The organism is Rhodoflexus caldus (genome assembly GCF_021206925.1).
GTDB lineage: Bacteria > Bacteroidota > Bacteroidia > Cytophagales > Thermoflexibacteraceae > Rhodoflexus > Rhodoflexus caldus.
The window spans coordinates 165,300-183,540 of the sequence record NZ_JAJPRF010000003.1; the positions used below are offsets into that span (position 1 = coordinate 165,300).

Consider the following 18,241-nt stretch of genomic DNA (forward strand, 5'->3'; position numbering starts at 1 on the left):
CGCATGTAGTTGTGTTGTACAGAGAAACAACAATTACGAACATACTATACAGGTGTGGATAAGGCGGTGCAAAGCTATCAATAAAATTTTGCAAAAAAGAAAAAACAGGGAGGGATTTATCGCAGTTTTACTTATTGGCAGATTGGCGCAGATGCGGCAATTTTGCATCGGCTATTTCGTACACTAAAACCCTCATTATCATGGGACAAATCCAATGGGAAACCATTAAGGAATACAAAGAAATCTTGTTTACCTATCACAACGGGATTGGAAAAATCAGCATCAATCGCCCGCAGGTGCACAATGCTTTCACGCCTCTGACGGTTCAGGAAATGATTGATGCAATGACGCACTGTCGCTATGACGACCGCATCGGTGTGGTAATCCTGACAGGCGAAGGCGGCAGAGCTTTTTGCAGCGGCGGCGACCAAAGCGTGCGCGGACACGGCGGCTACGTAGGCAACGACGGCGTACCACGTCTCAACGTGTTGGACTTGCAAAAACTTATCCGCAGCATTCCTAAACCTGTTATTGCAATGGTGGCAGGTTGGGCAATTGGCGGGGGGCATGTGCTCCATGTGGTTTGCGACCTAACCATCGCTGCCGAAAATGCCCGATTCGGACAGACCGGCCCCAAAGTAGGCAGCTTTGACGGCGGCTTCGGTGCTAGCTACCTTGCCCGCATCGTAGGACAGAAAAAAGCCCGCGAAATTTGGTATCTGTGCGACCAATACGACGCACAGGAAGCCCTCCAAATGGGATTGGTTAACAAAGTGGTGCCTTTGGAAAAATTGGAAGAGGAAACTGTTGCGTGGTGCAATAAAATTTTGGAAAAATCGCCCATTGCCTTGCGGATGCTCAAATCGGCCTTCAATGCCGAATTGGACGGGCAAGCAGGCATTCAGGAACTGGCAGGCAATGCTACGCTGCTCTACTACCTGAGCGACGAAGCCAAAGAAGGCAAAAATGCGTTCATAGAAAAGCGCAAGCCCGATTTCAGCAAATTTCCGAAGTTCCCGTAAGGTTTTTTTGATAAGTTGATAAACAAATCCGACGGTTTTTTAGAGAACCGTCGGATTTTGCAGATAGATTCTAAAAAAGCCGTCTAAATCCGCCGACAGGGATAGCCTAAGACAGTTTGTCAGCAAACGAAGCCCCTGCCGGCAGTTAGAATCAAGTCAATCTGCATCGCCCTTAAAAACCTCAGTGCCCTCAGCGGCAAAATCTTTGTGCTCACTGCGGTAAAAAACAAAGCCATGACTGAGTATCCTTTCAGCCGTATTCCGCACGACCGCCTCACATGGGTTTCTGCCTATGACAAAGAGACGTTGTGCAAAAAAATTGCGGCGGCGATTTACCGCAAGAATGAAATCCGCATGAGTAGGCACAAGTTTAACGGTCAGATGATTAACGACGGTGAGTTTCGCCTTTCGCAATGGGTCAGCCATCCCAATTTATTTTTGCCGATGTTGCGCTGCCGCATCGAGCCAACCTCATCGGGCTGTTTGATTTTTGTAGAATGTAGCCTGTTTTTCAGCACACAAGTACTGATGTCGGCGGGATTGCTGTTTTTGTTTTCGGCTGCCTTGTTTTTTTTGTTTGTACAACGCGATTGGCTCTATGCCGCTACCATGTTGATTGTCATCAGCCTGTTTTATCTCACGGTATTGGGCAATTACCACCTCCAAAAGCAAATCAGCCTGAACCTGTTGCAACGGGTGATTGCGTGAGTGATGAGCCATTGAATATCTCCCATGGCATTTGCTGATTGGGTTTGCATATGGTGCTGTTTCAAACTAACTTAACAGCCTCAAACAAACCTGATTACATGAGAATTTTACGATACGCAATAGCCCTTGCGGCGCTTGTGCCTTTTGGCTGCAAGCAGAAGCAAGCGGTCAATCAGCCGCAAGAAACGCTCTTTACCGCACTCTCGCCCGACCAAACGGGCATCCATCTCACCAATACCGTTACCCCTGAAAAGGATTTCAACATATTCAACTATCGCAATTTTTACAACGGCGGCGGCGTTGCCATCGGCGACATCAACAACGACGGGCTGCCCGACGTGTTCCTTACCGCCAATCAGGGCGACTGCAAATTGTTTTTGAACAAGGGAAATTTTCAGTTTGAAGACATTACCCAAAAGGCAGGAGTTGCCGGCAAGCATGCTTGGAGCACGGGCGTAACCTTTGCCGACGTGAATGCCGACGGCTGGATGGATATTTACGTGTGCAACAGCGGCAACAAAAAAGGCGACGACAAAGCCAACGAACTCTACATCAATAACGGCGACCTGACCTTCACCGAAAAAGCCGCCGAATACGGCTTAGACGACCGCGGCTACGGCACACACGCCGCCTTTTTTGACTACGACCGCGACGGCGATTTAGACCTGTACCTGCTCAACAACAGTTTTACACCCATCGGGCGCTTGGGTTATGCCAACCTGCGCGAACAGCGCGACCCGCTGGGCGGCGATAAACTCTTCCGCAACGACAACGGCAAGTTTACCGACGTGAGCGAACAGGCAGGCATCTACGGCAGCCTCATCGGTTTTGGGCTGGGCATCACCATTGGCGATGTGAATAACGATAACTGGCCTGACATCTACATTTCCAACGACTTTTACGAGCGCGACTACCTCTACGTCAATCAACGCAACGGCACATTTGCAGAGCTTTCCAAAGACTATTTCCGTCATGAAAGCCTCTCTTCTATGGGTGCGGACATTGCCGACCTGAACAACGACGGTTGGCAAGACATTTTCGTAACCGACATGCTGCCTTGGGACGACTACCGACTGAAAACCACCACCACTTTTGAAGGCTATGACCTCTTTAACCTCAAACTCAGCCGCGATTTTTACTACCAATACAACCAAAATTCGCTGCAACTTAACAACGGCAACGGCACTTTCAGCGAAGTTTCGCGGCTGGCACAAGTCCACGCCACCGATTGGAGCTGGGGCGCACTCATTTTTGACATGGACAACGACGGGCAAAAAGATATTTTCGTCGCCAACGGTATCCATAAAAACCTCACCGACCAAGACTTTGTCAATTTTCTGGCGAGCGAAGAAAATTTGCGCCGCGTACAAACGGGCAATTTCAACATTCAGGAGTATTTAGACCTGATGGAAACCAAGCCCGTGAGCAACTATGCCTTCCACAACACGGGCAACATGAGCTTTGTCAATAAAGCCCGCGAGTGGGGGCTGGGCGAGCCGGGTTTTTCCAACGGCGCAGCCTACGGCGACTTGGACAACGACGGCGATTTAGACCTGATTGTGAACAACGTGAACATGCCCGTAAGCGTTTATCGCAACAATACAAGCGAAAAGCTGGGTAATAACTTCCTGAAAATCAAACTCAAAGGAACTGCTGCCAATCCTAACGGCATCGGTGCGAAAGTCGCTGTTCACCACGGCGGAACGGTGCAATGGCTGCAACAAATGCCCAATCGCGGCTTTCAGTCGTCGGTAGATTGGACGCTGGTTTTCGGTTTGGGCAAAGCCGCACAAGCCGATTCGGTTGTGGTCATCTGGACGGACGACAAGATGCAGACGCTGGGTAAAACAAACGTTAATCAAACCTTAGAGCTTAACTATGCCGATGCCAAGCTGACGTGGCAGCCCGAAAAACCGACAGCAAAAGGCTACTTTGCCGATGCAACCGCCGAAACAGGGCTGAATTTCGTCCACAAGGAAAGCGAGTTTGCAGATTTCAAACGCGATGCGCTGCTCAAACAAAAGTATTCTACGCAAGGTCCCGCGCTGGCAACGGGCGATGTAAACGGCGACGGGCTGGAAGATATTTTCTTCGGCGGAGCCGCAGGGCAACCTTCGCAACTTTGGTTGCAGCAGGCAGGCGGCAAGTTTGCACTCAAAACCGTGCCTGCCTTTGAAACTGACAAAGCCACCGAAGCCGTAGATGCAATTTTCTTTGATGCCGACGGCGACAAGGACTTGGATTTATTCGTCGTTACGGGCAGCAACGAGTTCAACCCCGAAGACGACCTTTTGCAAGACTTGCTTTACCTCAACGACGGCAAGGGCAATTTCACCAAAGACGAGCGACTGCCCAAACTCTACGACAGCGGGGCAGCCGTTGCCGCCGCCGATTTTGACAAAGACGGCGACACGGATTTGTTCGTGGCTAACCGCCTGATTCCGAGCAAGTACGGACTGAACCCGCCGCATACTTTGCTCATTAACGACGGCACGGGCAATTTTAAAAACTTCACCAAACGCTACCTGCCCGACATGGAAAAAATCGGAATGTTGACCGACGCGGTATGGGCAGACACCGACGGCGACGGCTACGAAGACTTGATTCTGTTCGGCGAATGGAGCGCGCCCATTCTGTACAAAAACCAAAAAGGGCGCAATTTCATTGCCGATGAAGCCTTTGCCAAAGCGGCGGCAAGCGGTTTTTGGCATACCGTTGTACCGATGGATGTTGATAACGACGGTGATATTGACTTAGTGGCAGGTAATCTGGGGCTCAATTCGCGCCTGCGCGTAGATGCCGCGCACCCCGCAGAGTTGCACATCAACGACTTTGACCGCAACGGCGAAATTGAGCAAATCATTTCCTGCCCCGCCGAAGACGGCAAAAACTACCCCATGCTATTGAAAGGCGACTTGCAAAGCCAAGTGCCGATGATTAAGAAAAAATACCTCAAATTCACCGACTATGCCGCCAAGTCCATCAGTCAGATTTTTGATGCGGCACAGATGGAGGGCGTAATCGTGAAGACCGCTACCGAACAGCGCACGGGCATTTTCATCAACAACGGCGCGGCGGGTTGGGAGTTCCGTCCGCTGGCGTGGCAGGCGCAGGTATCGCCCGTGCAAGCCATTCTGCCAATGGATTTCAACGGCGACGGCAACACGGATTTGCTGCTGGCAGGCAATTTCTTTGACGTGCTGCCCGAAATCGTTCGCTACGATGCCCTCTACGGGCTGATGCTGGCAGGCGACGGCAAAGGCAACTTCACGCCTGTTTCACCGCTGCAAAGCGGCATGGTGATGACGGGGCAGGTGCGGCATATGCGGGCAGTAGTCCCTAAAAACGGTAACCCGCTGATTATTGCGGCAAAAAACAACGAACCGGCACAGGTGTGGAAGGTACAACGGCCTGCGCAGCAACAGGTGCAATAGATAAATGTATCAGCATTGCCAGCCCATAACCAGCACATCATCTGTTTGGGGCTGGCTGCCTTTCCAAAGGTCAAAAGTTTGGGCAATTTGCTTCCGTTGTTGTTGCATGGGCAATTGTTGCACGTCGAGCAACAACTCTCTGAAACGCTGCGATGAGAATTTTTTATTGGCAGTGCCGCCGAACTGGTCTTTAAATCCGTCCGTAGTCATGTAGCATTTGATGCCTTGCTCAATGGGAATGGTTTGTTCGGTAAAGTTGCGCTTCTCTTCTATTTGGTAGCCGCCGATGCTGTATCGGTCGCCGCGAACAATGCGCAACTCATCGTTTTGTATGATGTACAAATCGCTTTTAGCACCTGCAAAATGCAGCGTTTGTGTTTGTCGGTCAATCGTACAGAGGGCAATATCCATTCCGTCGCGGTTATCGCTGCTGTCTTGTCGCAATATGATGCGCACTTTGCGATTCAACTCTTCCAAAATTTGTGCGGGCGATGTAATGCCTTGCACATCAATCAACTGGTTGAGGATAGAATTGCCTATCATGCTCATCAGCGCACCGGGTACGCCGTGTCCGGTGCAGTCTATGGCGGCTACTATTATTTTTTCGTCAGTACTTGTTTCATCCTGTACCTTAGCTACGTAGTAAAAGTCGCCGCTGACAATATCGCGCGGTCGGTAGAAGACAAAACTATCGCTGAAATACTCTTTCAGGCGGCCTTCGGTGGGCAGTAGGGCGGTTTGAATGCGCTGTGCATAGCTGATACTTGCAGTAATGGCATTGCGCTGATTTTGGATTTCCTCATTTTGCAAGTGCAGTATTTTGTTTTGCTCCTCCATCAGGCTGCTTTGTGCCAAAATCTCTTCTTTTTGTTGCTCTAACTCAATGTTTTTATGCGCAATTTCATTGTTCTTTCTGATTAGCATTTGATTGGCCGCTTGTTTTTGCCGATTGTTTCTGTAAACAACCGCCAGCAATATACCGCCCATCACTGCCAGCGCCATAAAAAAATAAGTCAGAATTTGGGCTGCTTTGGCCTCTTCCTCTTTCAGGCGCTTATCCTTTTGCAGCATCTCTATTTCCGCCTGTTTCTTTTCTGTTTCATAAATGGTCTGCATTTGCGACATCTGGCGGGCGCTGTTTTCGTTAAAAATAGATTCATGCAGCGCTATGTATTGTTGCTGGTGCTGAAATGCTTCTTTAAAATTTCCCTGCAGGGCAAATATTTCAGCCGCTAAGGCATGGGCATCCTTCTCAAAAATCTTGTTTTGCAATTCGCGACTTATCAGAATGGCTTCGTTGAGGTGTTCAATGGCCTTGGAGTAGTTTTTCAGTTTTTTTTGTACTTGCGCAAGCTGAATGAGATATTCGGCTACGCTTGCCAAGTCTTCTATGCTGCGAAAAATGCGGATACTTTCGCCAATGTTATTCAGGGCTTCGCCGTAGCGCTTTTCAGCTATTCTGCATTTGCCGATGATGCCCAGCGAAAAAGCGACGCAGTCCTGCATATTGGGATGGTTGCGGCTGACCTGCATGGATTTTTCCTGATACGCAATGGCTTTGTCGTATTCTCCCATTTCCTGATATGCCTCCCCGATGTTGAGCAGATAAACAGCGGCGGCTTCTGTTAGCTGTTGCTCCTGCGCCAGCTCGAGTGCCTTTCTGTAATACTCCAATGCCTTATCATACTTCTTCTGGCGGAAATACAAAATGCCGATGCTGTTATAGCTCCGCGCTTGCGATGAGCGGATATTGATTTGTTCGCTGATTTTGAGTGCCTGTAACTTATAGTCCAGCGCCAGCGCATATTCGCCGAATCGTTCGTAAAATGTACCGATAATGCCTAAGGCTGCGCTTTCGCCTCTTTTAAAATCAAGTTGTCGGGCAAGTTCCAGCGCTTCTTTGGCGTATTTAAAAGAAGATGCGGGGTCACTGTTGGAAGCTGTAAAGCCAAGCTGATTCAGCACATGCACGCGGGAAGTATCCGTAGTATAAGGCAGAATTTGCAACAGGCTGTCCATGATAGATTTACTGTTTTGTGCCTGTACGGAAAAAGCAGCGCACATCAGCAGCAAATACGAAAAAACAGGTCTTAGAAACCGCATATGAACAAAAGTAGTGCATTTTGTCTGCAAAAAACATTACTTTTAAAACAACTAAACCACAACACTCCTATGCGGTATCGTTTTTTCATGCTGTATATTTCATGGTTACTGACAGGCAATCCGACGCTCTTTGCGCAGAAAGTAAAGGAAGTAAAGGCTTTTCAGATAGAAGCCGGACAAACCGAACGCCGTCTGCAACTGCATGAAAAATACGACGAGCGGGGCAATCTTATTTATTCCTACCGACCGGATTTGTACTGCACGATGGAGTACAGTTATGATGAACAAAACCGATTGAGCCGCTCCTACCAAATGTGTGGGGAAAGTTTTTGGAACGGTTCTATGGTTTACAGCTATCCTGCCAAAAACTTAGTGGTGGTGCGCAGCGAAGAAATGGTTGGCGGCAGCTACTTGCGGCGCGATACACTCAATGCACAAAATCGCATACAGGCAAGTTGGTCTTATTGGGTGCAGGAAGGCGAAACGGCGGACTCCATGATTACTCATATCAGCTACACCTACTCTCCCAAAGGTTTGCTGCTGCGCACGCACACGCAAACCATTACGTATGATAAACGCAACCCAAAAGTGCCCGACAGCCGCACCAATGATTTTGAAGAGTTTGAATATAACAGCCGCGATAGCCTGACGGCAAAATACGTTTATGCAGAAAATCCTCAGCAAAAGCGAATGGTTTATCAGGCGCGTTATGACAGCCTCACAGGCAGAAAGACAGAATCCTTTGAGCAGCCATATGCGGAAGGCGGCGTTACGCGCAGCGAATACCTGTATGACGAGCAAGGTCGTTTAAGTCATTTTAAGAACTGGTATCTGCCGTCGGAGGAAGCCGAATGGATGATGACAAGAGAAGTGCTATATCGCTACCCCAATGAGCAGGAGCGAGTGGAAGTTTGGCGTTCTTACTATGAAAATACGTTTGACTCCGAAGAAGTTCGAACGTTCCAAAACGACTTGCCGGTGCGCATTACCATTCTGGATGCGCAGGGGCAAGGGCGGCAATTAGTCATTTATGAATACACCTACTACAACTGATGTTGTTACCAGATGCCATGGTTAAAATCTGATTCGCTGACGGTTTTGTAGCGAATCATCAGTTTTTTTCGGACGGCTTTTTCCAAATCTTTAAAGGGGAAAGCAATCAGCGGAAGGTCTGCCCGCTTGGGGTTTATTTCGGCAGGCAGCGAAAACACCCACATGTCCAAATTTCGCCAGCGTTCGGCATAAACAATCACAATATCCTGTTCGGTAAACCGCAGCGTGCCTGCTATGTTGGTATAGGTGAGTTTTTCGGGAATCTGTTGCACCGATACAATCATGCGGCGGACGCTATCCGGTTCAAAGCCGGTTAAACGGGCTTTTCGCATGGCTTTAACGGCACGCGGGAATAAAGTTTTGGCTTGTCGGTCTTTTTGTCGGGCTAAGTTACAGGCAGCAAGTGTACCTTCACTTGTAACAGCCTGCGCAAACTCCAACTGAATGGTGCTGCGGCAACTTGCGGCAAGCAGCAGGCTGCTGATAATGAAAAAAAATCGGGAGAGGCAGTGCATAAACGATTGGTCTGTTCCGATACATAGTTAAGCAAAAAAATTCGCTTACTGCTATTGTCTGTTATTTCACCAACCGATTGTGGTCAGTGATTACCTGTTTGAGAAATTCAAAAGCATTGGTTTCATTAAAGCTGTTCAATCCAAACCTCTCGAGCAGTTTATTGGCTGCTGCCTCTACCACGGCTCGGTTGCCGTTTCGGCGAAAGGCATAGAGCACATCTTTGATAAGGGCAATATCGGCATCGGTGAGTTGTGCTGCCTGCGGGTATTGTGGCAGCACATCTTCCGTGGGGGATGGTGCAGGCATGGCGAGTTTCATATTGCCTTCTCCTACGTAAACAACCGTTGTGCCGGCTGCCATATCGCCCAAACGCTGCCCTTTGCCGCCAATGGCAATGGTAAACAATGCCAACAGGCCGCCCATCATTCGCAGTTCTACTAAGCCGAGCAGCCAGCGAAACAGATAGTTACCCAAGGTAACGGCCTCTCCGTCCGTTCGCACAACCCTGATTTTCATGACCTTTTTGCCAAAACTTTGTCCTTCCATAAAAACCTCGCAAAGCAGGTCGTATAAAAACCAAGGCATAATCAGGCCAACCGTTATCCATGTGCTATCCCACAATTCCGTATTAAACGTTTTGTCAAGCATGTAATTGATGCCGCTTAACAGAATGAAATAAGAAATAATCACCAACACGTCGAACAGGTAGGCAAGCAGGCGGTCGCCAAGGCTGGCCAGCCTGTATTCAATGGTTACGTTTTGGGAAGTCCTGACACGGATAACTTGCATTATCAGACAACAGCGGTTTCTTCTGATTTTTTATGGCCGACCAACAGGTTTTTTCTTTTCAGAATGGTTTCCAGCAGTTTAACAGACTGTTCGCCCTGAAATACGTCAAACGGAAAATACAAAAACTGTGCTTTTGAAAGTACAAACAAGAAGCCTTCTTTCTTTTTCTCTACGCGCTGAATTTTGTTCCACTCTATAATGAAGCCCTCTTTGTCGGTTTTCATTACTTTAATGGCACGGCTGTCAATTTCATAGCGCAGTCTTTCAAAAAGAAGCTTGGACTGTTCCAGTTGCGTAACGGCTGTGAATTGAATAAACCAGAAAAGCAAGTACAGTACAATGAGCAAAAGTGCGATAAAAATAGACCAGCCGAGCGTGTCTTTGTAAAAAACGGGAATCAGCAGCACTGCTGCCGGTACGAGCCAAGCCCACCACCATTCGCGGGCGATGTTGAGCATGGCAAATTTGATGTACTGGTTTTTGTCAAATTGAAATTTCTTGGTTTTGATAATCATAGTTCGGTAATGATTGTAGCATGAATAATGTTGTCAGCAGGCTTTGAGGCTGAGGTCTAATATTTTGGCCGAGTGGGTAAGAGCACCCATCGAGATAAAATCTACGCCTGTGGCAGCAATTTGCGGCAGTTCTTCGAGTGTAATGCCGCCGGATGCTTCGGTTTGGCAACGGTTGCCAATGAGTTGCACCGCCTCCCGCATGGTTGGTATATCCATATTGTCCAGCATGATAACATCTACGCCGCCTACCTGCAAGGCCTCTTCCACCTCTGCCAAGCTGCGGGTTTCTACTTCTATGCGTATGGAAAGTCCCTTGGCTTGTTTGTATGCCAATGCTGCCTTTACGGCGTTAGTGATACCCCCGGCATAGTCAATATGATTGTCTTTCAGCATAATCATATCATAAAGCCCAAACCTGTGATTGGTTGCGCCACCGATGAAGGTTGCCCATTTCTCAATCATGCGAAAGTTGGGGGTGGTTTTGCGGGTGTCCAAAATGCGGGCTTTGTAGCCTTTGACCATCTGAACGGCTTTATGTGTTTGTGTGGCGATGCCGCTCATGCGCTGCATACAGTTCAACACAAGGCGTTCGGCTTGCAAAATGGCGCGGGCATTTCCCTGCACAATAAAAGCAACGTCGCCGCGGCGGATGGGGCTTCCGTCTTGCAGCAGCGTAGTAACTTCTATTCGGCCAACGTGGCGGAAAATAATTTCGGCTAAGGTTACTCCTGCCAGAATACCGTCGCTTTTAACCAACAGTCGTGCTTTGCCTTCTGCTTCGGCGGGAACTGCGGCAAGAGAGGAATGGTCGCCTGCATTGGCACCTGTTCCCAAGTCTTCTTCAAATGCGCTGTCTATCAGCCGGGCAAGCGCCTGCGGGGTTACGTAAGGAGGTATCACACCGCAAAAATAGCAAATGTCGGCCTAATTGTTGTTTTCCTTGCCGTCGTCCTTGCTAAAGTCAATGGCATCTATTACGTAGTTGCCGTTTTGTTGTTTGAGCTTCATAAACACACGGAAAGAACCAGCCTTGTTGTTGCGGTCGCGGCAGGTGTATTTGCCAATGGCATAATGCAAATTGCTTTCTTTGGAGCTGCCTTCGTGGATATACTCAAAATTTTGGGGAGGGTTGTCGCGAAAGAACTCTTTGAGGATGTATTCAGCTTGTGTTTTGCTGTAATCTTTGGCGTTGGCCTTGCTCATATTGGCATCCTGAATCTTCAACTCAACCAAGGTGTTGAAATGCCGGGCTAATTCTTTGGAGTCGCCTGCTTTGATAGCAGTTTTGGCGCTGGTGATAATTTCTGCCTGTGCCCGAGATTCCAGATTAATCAGACAGGTTGCAGCCAGCAAGCAGATGAACAGTAAGCAGCGTAGTGTTGTCGCATACATGGTGTTGCAGCAGTTAAGCAGGGGTAAAAAGTATGTCTTCTAAAATGATGCCAATCGGGTTGCTAAATGGTACTAAATTACGCGCAGCGGCTTATTTATACAAATTATTTCGGGGATAAAAATCCTGATTATCAGGCATCATCGGGGTCGGGTAGCATTTCAATATCGTGTATCAGCACTTTGCGTGCAATGGCTTGTCCGGTAGGTGTAGCCGCAAGGCCGCCGAGAGCAGTTTCTTTGTAGCGGGTTTCCATGCTTTGCCCTACTTCGCCAAGTACGCCGACACATTCATCTACGGGTATCACGGCATTGAAATTTGCTATTGCAATTTGTGCGGAAGAGTAGGCGATAGCTGCCGCACTTGCGTTGCGCACAATGCAGGGCATTTCTACCAGCCCGGCAATGGGGTCGCAAATCAGCCCAAGCATGCACTGGATGGTGATGGCTACGGCATTGAAAACTTGGTCAATATCACTGCCGAGACTGTACACAATCGCACCTGCGCCCATGGCTGCTGCCGTGCCCGTTTCTGCCTGACAACCGCCTACTGCGCCCGCAATAGATGCGTTGCGCTCAATGATGAGGGCGATGCCTGCGGCTACCAGCATGGCTTCAATAATTTTTTCGTCGGAAAGATTGTGCAATTCTTGCAGGGTATATAAGATGCCGGGCAGTATGCCTGATGCGCCGGCCGTGGGTGCTGCTACGATACGCCCCATGCAGGCGTTTACTTCTTTGGCAGCCAATGCACGGGCAATCAGGCGCTGAAATTCGGGTGAAAGTACGGTAACGGGGCTGTTATATACTTTTTTGCCGCCGTTTTGCACCATTCCCGAGCGCGAAGTCATGTCTTCGGTCAGCCCTGTTTCCACTGCATCGCGCATTACGCGGTAGGCGCGCATCAGCCCTTCGCGAATATCGGATTCGGTAGCGCCTTTTTGGGCGATTTCATAGCCTATAACCGGCTCAAAAAGCGGTTTGCCTGTTGCAAGGCAATACTCTTTCCAGCTTTTAAAATCGTCAAACAGGATGCTCATGGTTGCTTATTGTTTTTTCACTTCTGCCAAAAATACGCGTTGTGTTACAGTATGCCTTGTTTGCGGGTTTAAAAATTCGGGTGTCAGCATGGAAACATGGTATTTTTCAAACGTTTGCAGCGGGCGCACTTTTACGGGCAACTGTTGCAACTCCCGCATCCCCAATGTGTCGGTGTAAACGTAGCAACTGCCGCCATTGAGTTGAGCGATAACTTCTTCTGCGCTTTTCAGTTTTGGCACAACATGCTGTACTTTAAAGTCGAGCGAGTGCATAAATAGTTCCTGATGATTGTCGGTCAGGCGTGAAAGTGCCCAAAGCCGATTGACGGGGATGTTGTTTTGCAGCACGTAATTGCCCACGGCGCTGCCTCCTTGGTAGTGGAAAAGTTCGGGATATACCTGTATGTTCAGCGTGGCGCACAGGGTGATAATGCCTGTTACAGATGGCCCTAATAAGCTCTGCATGACCGTTTGCGGACTGAAAGAGAACAGCGACCACAGGAAAAACAACAGTGCCCAGCCACTCCAAAACCACCATTCGCGGGTAGGGGTTGCCCAAAAAACCAGCAACAGTGCCGCTACGCAAAGCAGAAATCCCAGCAGCGACTGTACAAAGCGCATGACTTTAAATTCGGCCTGTGCAGCGTGAGCCATCAGATAGTCGGCATAAACACCTGTGAGTACGGCCCCGAGCGGAAATACAACGAACGTGTAGTGCGGCAACTGGTAGCGCGACAGAGATAGAGCAAAGAAAGGAAGCAGAAAGCCGCCCAATGAAATCACCTCAACAGCCTGCCTGCGCGCTAATTGGCGGAAGTGGAACACGAGCGCCGCAACAAAGAGGATAACCCACGGCAGAAAACTCCATAAAAAATTTTGTGCCTGAAAGAAGATATCCACATCGTTTACCCACTCGTTTTCACCTGTGATGCGCCCGAAACTTTGTTTCCAGAAATAGAAATAAGGCCCTTCCATGCCGTATTGGGCATACAATCCCCAAACCATGGGCGCGAGCATAGCCGCAACAATGAGCAGGAGTAGCAGCCACTGCGGGCGGAAGAAGTCAGACCATCGGCGTTGATAGACAAACTGCGTAGCAAATGCCAGCACAGGTACGGCAAGGCCAATCGGCCCTTTGGCAAGCAGCGCACAACCCAGCCCAAATCCGCCGCCGAGCAGGTAAAACCAACCGCCTTTTTTGCCGGATGCTTGCAATGCCAGCCATTCGCTGATTTGCCAGATGCTGAAAATAACCCATCCGGTGAGCATGGTGTCAGTTCGCACATCGCGGTGTATGAGGAAAAAGGCCATTGAAGAGGCAATGATTAACGCAGCACTGTAAGCCGCGCGGCGATTGTAGTACAGCAAAGCAAACCGATAGGTAGCGTATACCCCCAGCAAGGAAACCAGAATGGGAATAAGCCTGTAAGTAAAGTTGCTGACTCCCAACAGTTTGAACGTTAGTGCAGCCAGCCAGAAAAGCAGCGGCGGTTTGTCTAAGTAGTTCTCGCCTCTGTCTTTTATTTGCAGCCATTCTCCCGTTTCGGCTATTTCCCGCGAGATAGCGGCATATTGGGCTTCATCAATATCCATCACTTCCAAAAAAGCGCCGGCAGCATACACGAGCGCAATTGCAATAAACGGAATCCGGCTATCGGTCAGAATGTTATTTTTCATCATTGGCAGCTTGCTGAATTGCATTGCAAAGTAACGTTGCTTTTTGCTGAAAGGCCTGCAAAAGTTCGGCAGAAAGGCGGTCTGATTCGTTGATTAAATTTTCCGACAACTTTTGTAAGTCGTATGCTTGCAAGGCCTCCAAGTGCGGATGCAGTTTATGTTTGGCGCGTCTGGCTTGTTCTATGTCGCCGTTTTGCAGGGCTTCGGCAAACCGATTGAAATAATCTTGCAGTTCGCGTGCGGTCAGGTTCAGAATATATTTCATAAATTTGACATCACCATTGGCCGACTCCCTGAAAAAGTCCAGATTGTATTCGTTCAAATCCATAGCAAAACGGGTTTAAGTTTTTTCTGATTATGCGCTGCCTGATAGTTGATGATGATAATATTACAGCCGAGATGATAGCGGAGTTTGCACGTCGGGAAAATATATTTTCCGAAGTAAGCACCTGTAACCATCCGGTAACAGCCTTGTCAATCTTGGAAAAAGGCAATTACGACGTGCTCTTTCTGGACATAGAGATGCCCGATATGAGCGGCTTGGAATTATTGCAGGCACTCAATCAACCCGTGCTTTGCATTTTGATAACCTCTAAAACGGAACATGCCATTGAAGCCTTTGAGTACGGGGTGATTGATTATTTGGTTAAACCGGTGCGCTATCATCGCTTCCATGCTGCCATTCAAAAAATACAGGATTTTACGAAGTCGCGCCTAATTGCCGAACCGGATGACGACAACGTATTTATCAAGGCAGGCAGTCAGCAGTTTATCAAAATACAGTTGAGCAAAATTTTGTATTTAGAATCGCAGTCGGACTACGTCGTGTTTTATATGGAAGGCGGCCAGCAACATATGGTACTGGCCACCATGAAAGCAATGGCTTCTAAACTGCCTTCCAACTTTTTGCGGATTCACCGCTCCTATCTGGTTAATTACCACAAGATAGATACCGTAGAAGACGATTCGGTAACTATTCAGAAAAAGCACATTCCCCTGAGTGGCTCTTATAAGGCCATGCTTTTCAGGCACTTAAAGATGCTTTAATAGGTAGTTATCAAGATTTTGCCGCTTCGCCCTTCTTTTTCCGAATCGGTAACAGCCTGAACCGCATTTTCCAACGGATAAGTAGCCGCTACTTGCACCTTCAATGTGCCGTCGTGCAGCAGGGCGATAATTTCCTGTGCTGCCTTTTGGCGCACTTCGCGGGGAGCCGAACTGAGCCACTCGGTCAGCCAAAAACCCTGAATGGTCAACCCTTTAAAAATCAGCAGCCCGTTGTTTACGGGTGTTTCTTTGAGGCTTAACATGCCATAGACAAACATCTTACCTTTGGCTTTCAGGCTACTAAGTGCCAGCGCCGATACGTCGCCGCCGGTAGCATCAAAGCAGCAGTCCGCCATGGCACCATTGGTAAGTTCTTTTACTCGCTTAGGCAAAAACTCTTTTTCCGTATTGACTACCGCAGCAGCACCCAATGCGAGCAGTTGCTCGGTTTGGCTATCGCGGCGGACAGTGCAAATAACTTTAATGCCTTTGGCGGCCGCCATTTGAATCACCAATTGTGCGAAAGTAGAGCCGCCGGCAGTCAGAATCAGCCATTGACCTTGCTGCAAGCCCGAATCGTGGAGCATAGCCCAAGCGGTAAACGGATTAACAAATATCTGTGCGCCCACTTCAAAAGGCATGGTTGGCGGCAGCGGGAAAATCGCTTTGGCAGAAACAACGGCGTATTCAGACCAAGCCCCGATGGTAGTAAAGGCCACCCGACTTCCAACGGGCAGGTTTACCCCTTCGCCAACGGCTTCTATGATGCCACAGCCTTCAAAGCCCGCACCCGAAGGCAGTTGCGGACGAATGCCGTACATTCCTTGCACGAACATCACGTCAGACGGATTAACGGGGCTTGCCATTACTTTCACCAATACTTCGCCCGCGGCAGGTGTCGGTGTAGGAATTTCTTTCAGTTGCAGCACCTCTTCGGGGCGGCCTGCTTTTTCAAAAATGATGCTTTTCATGCGGTTTGAACGTTTATAACAGAGAGTTGCCACGATTGCGGCTCATATCGGACAAAGGTATTAATTTGCATAGGTTTGCAAAACCAATTTGTTTATGTCCGTACTGAAATGGTTGCTGAAAATACTATTGCTGGCCGCTGCTTTTTGGCTGCTGTGGTACATCAGCGTATTTTGGTATAAGCCTTTTTCGGTAGAAGATTTCTATGAGCGCATTGCCACGCGCTACTTGCTGCCCCGCGAAGCATGGCAAACAGGCGCGCTCACCTACGATAAGGCAGGTCGGCTGGCACTTTTCTTGAAACCCGGCACGGCTGCCCCCTTGCGCGAGTGGGAAATTCGGACGGCAGACTTGGCGGCAGACCTGGTTGTTTTGCAAAGCTATCGGCGTGAAGAGCAAAATGCAGGGCAGTTACTTTCTACCGATGCGCTCGCTTGGCAAATGCAGCAACTGATAGAGGCCGATACCTGTTTAGACGTTGTGCATCCGTTCAATCCTTTTTCGGGGATACACCTGCTTTTTACGGAGCGATTGCTGCTTGCACAAGCCCCTAAAAATGCCATAGAAACCTCCGAATATCTGGAAATACTGGCTGCTTTCAGCGCCATAACCGCACAAGCCCTGAAAACGGCTTTTCGGTTAGACTCCCGCTGCGGCAGGCCGTTGCCTTGTTTTGCTGCGGCTGCATCAAAAAAACAACTGGCGCGCTTTCTGGCCGTTAAGCCTGTTTCTAACCCGCTCTACCTGCAATTTAGGAAACATCTGGCACGCTTAGAGACAGGCCGAGATACGAAGCAAGAACTTGACTCCGAAGCATTGCTGCTGTTGGAAACATCGGTTTACCCTGCTTTTCAAGCCATTTACAACTACTTGGACAAATATGATTGCAGCAGTTCTCTGCCGCCCATGCGCGCTATAACCGATACAGTACAGTACCACAAAATATTTCAGCGGTTTGCCAACAAATCCATTCATCCGCAGGCACTTTTTCGCTATGCCGAAAGTATTACCGATAGCCTCAAAGAAGCGCTTGTGCAGTCGCTTAACAGTACAAAGAACAATTGGCAGACGGCGTATAGAAAACTGAACAACACCTACCACGCAGAACAATTGCAAAACAATCCGGCGAAAGCCTCTTTGGTAGCGGCGCTGCAAGAAGCCTGCTACTATTTAGACACAACCGCGCTGTATCTTTTTGAAACCATCCCACCGGCAAACTATCATCCTTACCGAATGCCCGTAGTGCTGGAAGACTTTATTCCTACGGGGCGGCTGCATCCTACCGAGCCGCAAATCCTGCTGAATCCTTCCGACAGCACACAGATTCCTCCCGTAGAGGTAATGGCTTTTGCTGCCTTAGAAATTGTACCCGGCAGGCTGATGCAAAGGCAGTATCAGCGCTTGCAAAATAAGTTACCGACTTTTCGCCGTTATTGGGAAGAACCCGTATTTACCAACGGTTGGAGCAGCTACATAGCCGTTGTGATGTCCGAGGAAAATATTTTTGAAAATCCGGCGCATCGCAGCGGCCTGATTCATCAGCAGCTTGTGCGGTCTGCTGTTGCGGTGGCAGACATGGGCATGCACCTTTACGGATGGAGCTATGCTCAGGCGGTAGCCTACCTTGCCACTCATACGGCGCTGCCGATTGTTGAAATCAATAAAAGGCTGTACCGAGTGCTGCTTTTTCCGGCATACAGTTGCACCTATCTGATGGGTTGCAGGCAGTTGATGCGCCTTCGCCAACAGGCACAGCAGGAACTCGGCGAACTGTTTGATATCCGTCAGTTTCATCATCAGGTACTTGCTGCGGGGGCTTTGCCGCTCCACCTGACGGATAGGGTGGTTAAATCTTATATTGCATCTACAAAACATCAGCAAAATGATTAGAGTTGTTCAATGCCTGCTCATATGCAGTGCGTTAGCAGGGTTAGGATGTAACCCCGGTGCTAAAACCACAACAGATAATACCGCGTCCA

The 18,241-nt window shown here is 48.9% G+C and carries 16 protein-coding genes; 6 read left to right on the forward strand and 10 right to left on the reverse strand.

All coding sequences use genetic code 11. The features are described 5' to 3' along the window. Positions 1-200 precede the first annotated feature (200 nt). The 3 genes from menB (at position 201) to NDK19_RS04925 (ending at position 5,164) form a co-directional block, all read left to right on the forward strand. Entirely contained in the window at positions 201-1,022 is an 822-nt protein-coding gene (gene menB / locus NDK19_RS04915; RefSeq protein ID WP_250630736.1) for a 1,4-dihydroxy-2-naphthoyl-CoA synthase, read from the forward strand. A 234-nt stretch (positions 1,023-1,256) separates the two neighbouring features. After that, positions 1,257-1,730 carry a hypothetical protein gene (locus NDK19_RS04920; RefSeq protein ID WP_250630737.1) on the forward strand — a complete coding sequence of 158 codons (474 nt, stop codon included), beginning with the start codon at positions 1,257-1,259 and terminating at the stop codon, positions 1,728-1,730. A 98-nt stretch (positions 1,731-1,828) separates the two neighbouring features. After that, entirely contained in the window at positions 1,829-5,164 is a 3,336-nt protein-coding gene (locus NDK19_RS04925) for a VCBS repeat-containing protein (protein ID WP_250630738.1), read from the forward strand. Positions 5,165-5,173: 9 nt separating this feature from the next. On the opposite strand, the gene NDK19_RS04930 is transcribed toward NDK19_RS04925, so the two are convergent. Next, positions 5,174-7,267 carry a tetratricopeptide repeat protein gene (locus tag NDK19_RS04930; RefSeq protein ID WP_250630739.1) on the reverse strand — a complete coding sequence of 698 codons (2,094 nt, stop codon included), beginning with the start codon at positions 7,265-7,267 and terminating at the stop codon, positions 5,174-5,176. Positions 7,268-7,336: 69 nt separating this feature from the next. On the opposite strand from NDK19_RS04930, the gene NDK19_RS04935 reads away from it, so the two are divergent. After that, entirely contained in the window at positions 7,337-8,320 is a 984-nt protein-coding gene (locus NDK19_RS04935; protein ID WP_250630740.1) for a hypothetical protein, read from the forward strand. A 5-nt stretch (positions 8,321-8,325) separates the two neighbouring features. Here the strand turns inward: NDK19_RS04935 and NDK19_RS04940 are convergent, their stop codons facing one another. From NDK19_RS04940 to NDK19_RS04975, 8 genes are all read right to left on the reverse strand, one after another. Further along, on the reverse strand, positions 8,326-8,835 hold the full coding sequence (locus NDK19_RS04940; protein ID WP_250630741.1) for a hypothetical protein: 510 nt from the start codon (positions 8,833-8,835) through the stop codon (positions 8,326-8,328). A 61-nt stretch (positions 8,836-8,896) separates the two neighbouring features. Then, positions 8,897-9,625 carry an RDD family protein gene (locus NDK19_RS04945; RefSeq protein WP_250630742.1) on the reverse strand — a complete coding sequence of 243 codons (729 nt, stop codon included), beginning with the start codon at positions 9,623-9,625 and terminating at the stop codon, positions 8,897-8,899. Between the two features lie 2 nt (positions 9,626-9,627). Beyond that, positions 9,628-10,140 (reverse strand): YcxB family protein, encoded by a 513-nt coding sequence (locus NDK19_RS04950; protein ID WP_250630743.1) that lies wholly within the window; start codon positions 10,138-10,140, stop codon positions 9,628-9,630. Between the two features lie 33 nt (positions 10,141-10,173). Continuing rightward, positions 10,174-11,040, reverse strand: coding sequence for a carboxylating nicotinate-nucleotide diphosphorylase (gene nadC / locus NDK19_RS04955; RefSeq protein WP_250630744.1), 867 nt, complete (start codon positions 11,038-11,040; stop codon positions 10,174-10,176). A gap of 24 nt (positions 11,041-11,064) precedes the next feature. Next, on the reverse strand, positions 11,065-11,532 hold the full coding sequence (locus NDK19_RS04960) for a DUF4783 domain-containing protein (RefSeq protein WP_250630745.1): 468 nt from the start codon (positions 11,530-11,532) through the stop codon (positions 11,065-11,067). A 131-nt stretch (positions 11,533-11,663) separates the two neighbouring features. Continuing rightward, a complete protein-coding gene (sdaAA, locus tag NDK19_RS04965) occupies positions 11,664-12,569 on the reverse strand; it encodes an L-serine ammonia-lyase, iron-sulfur-dependent, subunit alpha (RefSeq protein ID WP_250630746.1) in 906 nt (301 codons plus the stop codon). 6 nt (positions 12,570-12,575) lie between these two features. Next, entirely contained in the window at positions 12,576-14,249 is a 1,674-nt protein-coding gene (locus NDK19_RS04970) for an ArnT family glycosyltransferase (protein ID WP_250630747.1), read from the reverse strand. Continuing rightward, positions 14,236-14,574 (reverse strand): hypothetical protein, encoded by a 339-nt coding sequence (locus NDK19_RS04975; RefSeq protein ID WP_250630748.1) that lies wholly within the window; start codon positions 14,572-14,574, stop codon positions 14,236-14,238. Before NDK19_RS04975 ends, NDK19_RS04970 begins: the two co-directional genes overlap by 14 nt. 29 nt (positions 14,575-14,603) lie before the next feature. Between NDK19_RS04975 and NDK19_RS04980 the strand changes: the two genes are divergently transcribed. Continuing rightward, complete coding sequence (locus NDK19_RS04980) at positions 14,604-15,293, forward strand: LytR/AlgR family response regulator transcription factor (RefSeq protein ID WP_250630749.1); 690 nt, start codon at positions 14,604-14,606, stop codon at positions 15,291-15,293. Here NDK19_RS04980 and NDK19_RS04985 read toward each other — a convergent pair. Next, positions 15,290-16,264 carry a zinc-dependent alcohol dehydrogenase family protein gene (locus NDK19_RS04985; protein WP_250630750.1) on the reverse strand — a complete coding sequence of 325 codons (975 nt, stop codon included), beginning with the start codon at positions 16,262-16,264 and terminating at the stop codon, positions 15,290-15,292. The two genes, NDK19_RS04980 and NDK19_RS04985, sit on opposite strands and share 4 nt — an antisense overlap. Positions 16,265-16,358: 94 nt before the next feature. Between NDK19_RS04985 and NDK19_RS04990 the strand changes: the two genes are divergently transcribed. Continuing rightward, complete coding sequence (locus tag NDK19_RS04990) at positions 16,359-18,152, forward strand: DUF885 family protein (protein ID WP_250630751.1); 1,794 nt, start codon at positions 16,359-16,361, stop codon at positions 18,150-18,152. Positions 18,153-18,241 lie beyond the last annotated feature (89 nt).

What these genes read in the sequence shown, in the direction of transcription:
- menB (WP_250630736.1), top strand. Translation starts at nt 201, where the DNA reads ATGGGACAAATCCAATGGGAAACCATTAAGGAATACAAAGAAATCTTG.
- NDK19_RS04920 (WP_250630737.1), top strand. Translation starts at nt 1,257, where the DNA reads ATGACTGAGTATCCTTTCAGCCGTATTCCGCACGACCGCCTCACATGG.
- NDK19_RS04925 (WP_250630738.1), top strand. Translation starts at nt 1,829, where the DNA reads ATGAGAATTTTACGATACGCAATAGCCCTTGCGGCGCTTGTGCCTTTT.
- NDK19_RS04930 (WP_250630739.1), bottom strand. Translation starts at nt 7,267, where the DNA reads ATGCGGTTTCTAAGACCTGTTTTTTCGTATTTGCTGCTGATGTGCGCT.
- NDK19_RS04935 (WP_250630740.1), top strand. Translation starts at nt 7,337, where the DNA reads ATGCGGTATCGTTTTTTCATGCTGTATATTTCATGGTTACTGACAGGC.
- NDK19_RS04940 (WP_250630741.1), bottom strand. Translation starts at nt 8,835, where the DNA reads ATGCACTGCCTCTCCCGATTTTTTTTCATTATCAGCAGCCTGCTGCTT.
- NDK19_RS04945 (WP_250630742.1), bottom strand. Translation starts at nt 9,625, where the DNA reads ATGCAAGTTATCCGTGTCAGGACTTCCCAAAACGTAACCATTGAATAC.
- NDK19_RS04950 (WP_250630743.1), bottom strand. Translation starts at nt 10,140, where the DNA reads ATGATTATCAAAACCAAGAAATTTCAATTTGACAAAAACCAGTACATC.
- NDK19_RS04960 (WP_250630745.1), bottom strand. Translation starts at nt 11,532, where the DNA reads ATGTATGCGACAACACTACGCTGCTTACTGTTCATCTGCTTGCTGGCT.
- sdaAA (WP_250630746.1), bottom strand. Translation starts at nt 12,569, where the DNA reads ATGAGCATCCTGTTTGACGATTTTAAAAGCTGGAAAGAGTATTGCCTT.
- NDK19_RS04970 (WP_250630747.1), bottom strand. Translation starts at nt 14,249, where the DNA reads ATGATGAAAAATAACATTCTGACCGATAGCCGGATTCCGTTTATTGCA.
- NDK19_RS04975 (WP_250630748.1), bottom strand. Translation starts at nt 14,574, where the DNA reads ATGGATTTGAACGAATACAATCTGGACTTTTTCAGGGAGTCGGCCAAT.
- NDK19_RS04980 (WP_250630749.1), top strand. Translation starts at nt 14,604, where the DNA reads ATGCGCTGCCTGATAGTTGATGATGATAATATTACAGCCGAGATGATA.
- NDK19_RS04985 (WP_250630750.1), bottom strand. Translation starts at nt 16,264, where the DNA reads ATGAAAAGCATCATTTTTGAAAAAGCAGGCCGCCCCGAAGAGGTGCTG.
- NDK19_RS04990 (WP_250630751.1), top strand. Translation starts at nt 16,359, where the DNA reads ATGTCCGTACTGAAATGGTTGCTGAAAATACTATTGCTGGCCGCTGCT.